Raw genomic sequence first — 3202 nt, 5'->3', positions numbered from 1 at the left:
AAAAGTTATGTGTCGCCGAGCTTGAATTGCCCATCAAGTGCGATCGCAATTTTTCCTAACTTATTCAGTAAGCCCTATTTGGGAGTAAGTGAAAAGACAAGGATTGTAGAAGTCTAACCCCTCACCCTACCGACCGCCCCCTAAAAAGGGCGGTTTTTTATTGGCGGTCGGTAGGCACGGCAACAGGAAACTTTCAATCGAGCTGTGTGTATAGCGTGAATGAAAGTAGGGTAGTGTCACCTAGTGTCTGCCTTCATTTTTTAGTTTAGCCGCCTATTGTAGCCGCCTAAGAATGAAAATAGCCGCCTACTCACTAAAAACCCCGGTTATTACACCGGGCAAAACCCTAGATAGAACCTCGAAAAATTTATTGCTGCGTGAACGGTGGGGGCATAGGCTGTTCTGCCATCTGTCAGTCGTCTATTCCGCTTAACTGCAATCACAATTTAACTTATCCAGATGGCTTATTAGTGGACAAAATTACACAAGAAACCTATTGGGTCTCTAGAAAATAAAAAGAAGTGTAATTTAGGTAGGTTCCCTGTATACGACTACCTTGCGTGTAACTAATGGGATGCTTGGGGCATTAGTACGAAAAAATATTCCTAACCCTAATAGGGTTCTACCAAAAAGTAAAAGAAAATAATATGCCTCAAAGCTACCCCTTCTTAACAAGCCCATCCCGTTGGTCAAGAAGAATGTGATTCTCTATAAATGAGAGTATTTGCTTGTATTTCTGAGGATAGCCGCCAATAATAGGCGGCTAAGGTGAAAAAAAGACTAGAAAAGGAAGTGTAAGGCTCAAGTATTTCGAGGTCAAAGTAAAAATACTCAAACTAAAAAAACCTAGGCAACTAAACCTAGGCTTTTTATTACTTACAGGACTGAAGCGCGGCAATTACTCGCGCAAACAAACATCGGATATTCTGTCAGCCCAAGTGTGCTTTTTTATGTAAAAATCGCCCCGCGGTGGCGGAAAGTCCCCTTCATAAGCCAACAGATTCGACCAAGTTTTGAGGCAGTCTTTTTGTCCAAAATGTTGAACATAGGGATACAAATTGAGTTCTTTTGCCTCCCCCAAGCACTCAGTCAATTCTCGATCGCTTATTCGATCGCAGTGAATCGCACGGTAATGACAGCAGGTTTTTTCCCAGTCAGCAGGCGAAGATTCACTCAACTCTTCACTTACCGCGTAGCTCCAAAGTGCGTCAACGGTTGCTACTACGGTAGGCGTAGCAGGTAAGAACAGGCACATTTTTAAAACCGCTTGCGGCGGTAGCAAAATGAGTTCGCTTGGGGTTGAGGATATATCTATAGCAATCCTAAATGATTTTCTCTATCTAGAGCTATACTAAATGATTTTCTCTGTGTAAGTATATTGACCTATTTTGGGAAAATCAAATTTATGTTGGTTGGTAAAAAACTCAAACAAAAATTTGACAATCTTAAAAGATCTACATAAATACCAATACTTTCTTAAAAAGTTTTTAGCTTGTAACCAAATATCTTCAACTGGATTCTGTTGGGGAGCATTGGGAGCAAATAAAATACAAGTAATTGACCAATTCTCAGGTTGTTTGTCACCATTTAGTTCTAATAAAAAGTCTCTAAATTCTCCATATTTATGATAACTAGCTCCATCCCAAATCAAGATAATCTTGCGATTTTTATATTGATCTTGTAAGTATTTTATGAATGTAACTGTTGATTTTCCATCACCAGATGGATGGCTCTGAATATGGAATTCTTTGCTTTGATAATTGAGGGCGCCAAAATAAGTTTGTCTATCTTTTTCATTGGTAATTGGGACTTCAATTCTGATTTTAGATTGACCCCAAACATAACCAGTTAGATCACCATGAAGTAGATGACATTCATCTAAAAACAATACTATTATTTCCCCAGACTCTATACCAGCCTTGTTTTTAAATAAAATATCGTTAATTTCTTCCGTCTTTTTTTTTACCAGTTATTTATCAAATTTAGGATTGGTTTTTTGAGTTTTTTTCCAACTAATTTTCGCCCGGTCGAAAAGTTCATAGTAACTTTGTTTTGATTTATATATCACACCAAATTCTCGCTCTAAATAAGTAACCAGCTCATCTAAATTCCAATATTCTTTATTTTTTAACCACTCGATTACTTCAGTATTTTGTAGAGGTGTTAAATACCCTTTTGATCCTTTATGTCCTAGTTTGATTCCGGCGATGCCTTTGGTTTTAAATTGTTTTTTCCAATAACCAATAAAAAACTTACTTACACCTAAATTTTTGCCGATCTCATGGTATATATTACCTGAGAGCGCCATCCTTACAGCTATTGCTCGTTTTAGTTCTCTGGCATCGATATCGCTTTTAATGAAAGAGTCTAAAAAAGCTATTTCTTTTTCCCTATCTTTTTGTTGCAGTTGTAAGTTATTCATTTTTTTATGGTCACAATCAAGTAGTGGATATAATTGTATCATAGTTTTGATAATGATTTAGGATTGCTATAGTTGCTCACAAGCATCCTCTAGGGCCTTGTCGCGTAATACCAACAAACCGCTCTCGAATAATTCTCCTAAATGACTGGGAACTGCACCAATTACAGCTTTGATTTTTTTTGCTTTTAAGCCGTAATAACCCGCCACATCATCCACCGACATTACAGGTAGCTTGAAATATTCACCCCACTGGTGTGTAGGTATTGGCTCGTGAGACTTTTCGAGTTGTCGGGCTACCGTTGCGTCGTAAAGTATCTCAAACGCCTTATCGTGGCTGATGCCGTTGAATGTATGGATACGCGCCGCGCGTGAAGTAAAAAGCGATTCGCGCGTTAAGAATTGCGGCTGTGGATTGCCGCAGGCGTTTTGAACAGTCATAATAAATATGCCCTGAATCGTTGTTACGTAACGGTTGGGGAAGTCGCAGTTAGCTCGGTGTCAGAAACCTTGCTGGCTGCGCCGAAATCTTCCTTACATCTAAGACGATCGCAGTATTTTGTGGTTCGCGTCAAGTCGCAAAATTGGTCATATTCAGTCCTTTTTTACAAGTAGCCGCCTATTATTGGCGGCTATCCTCAGAAATACACACAGATACTCTCATTTACTCTGTTTTGCTAGGAACCGAAATAAAGCCCCGTTTTAAGGGTTTACCCTTCAATCATCTCCAAAATTGCCTCAATATCTGCGAGTGTTGTCGCTGATTTCTTGCCCTTGGCTTTC

The 3202-nt window shown here is 39.2% G+C and carries 4 protein-coding genes; all 4 read right to left on the bottom strand.

The window, feature by feature from the left end:
- Positions 1 to 898: 898 nt before the first annotated feature.
- The 4 genes from QUB24_RS33045 to QUB24_RS33030 all read right to left on the bottom strand — a co-directional run bounded on the left by QUB24_RS33045 (position 899) and on the right by QUB24_RS33030 (position 2860).
- Entirely contained in the window at positions 899 to 1255 is a 357-nt protein-coding gene (locus QUB24_RS33045) for a hypothetical protein (protein WP_333157791.1), read from the bottom strand.
- A gap of 96 nt (positions 1256 to 1351) precedes the next feature.
- Positions 1352 to 1888 carry a transposase gene (locus tag QUB24_RS33040; protein ID WP_333157790.1) on the bottom strand — a complete coding sequence of 179 codons (537 nt, stop codon included), beginning with the start codon at positions 1886 to 1888 and terminating at the stop codon, positions 1352 to 1354.
- A gap of 81 nt (positions 1889 to 1969) precedes the next feature.
- A complete protein-coding gene (locus QUB24_RS33035) occupies positions 1970 to 2422 on the bottom strand; it encodes a winged helix-turn-helix domain-containing protein (protein WP_333157788.1) in 453 nt (150 codons plus the stop codon).
- Positions 2423 to 2488: 66 nt separating this feature from the next.
- Positions 2489 to 2860: a hypothetical protein gene (locus QUB24_RS33030; RefSeq protein ID WP_333157787.1), complete on the bottom strand. Its 372-nt coding sequence runs from the start codon at positions 2858 to 2860 to the stop codon at positions 2489 to 2491.
- Between the last annotated feature and the right edge of the window lie 342 nt (positions 2861 to 3202).

The organism is Microcoleus sp. B9-D4 (genome assembly GCF_036705105.1).
Lineage (GTDB): Bacteria > Cyanobacteriota > Cyanobacteriia > Cyanobacteriales > Microcoleaceae > Microcoleus.
This window is presented reverse-complemented; position numbering and strand designations above follow the sequence as displayed.

What these genes read in the sequence shown, in the direction of transcription:
- QUB24_RS33045 (WP_333157791.1), bottom strand. Translation starts at nt 1,255, where the DNA reads ATGTGCCTGTTCTTACCTGCTACGCCTACCGTAGTAGCAACCGTTGAC.
- QUB24_RS33035 (WP_333157788.1), bottom strand. Translation starts at nt 2,422, where the DNA reads ATGAATAACTTACAACTGCAACAAAAAGATAGGGAAAAAGAAATAGCT.
- QUB24_RS33030 (WP_333157787.1), bottom strand. Translation starts at nt 2,860, where the DNA reads ATGACTGTTCAAAACGCCTGCGGCAATCCACAGCCGCAATTCTTAACG.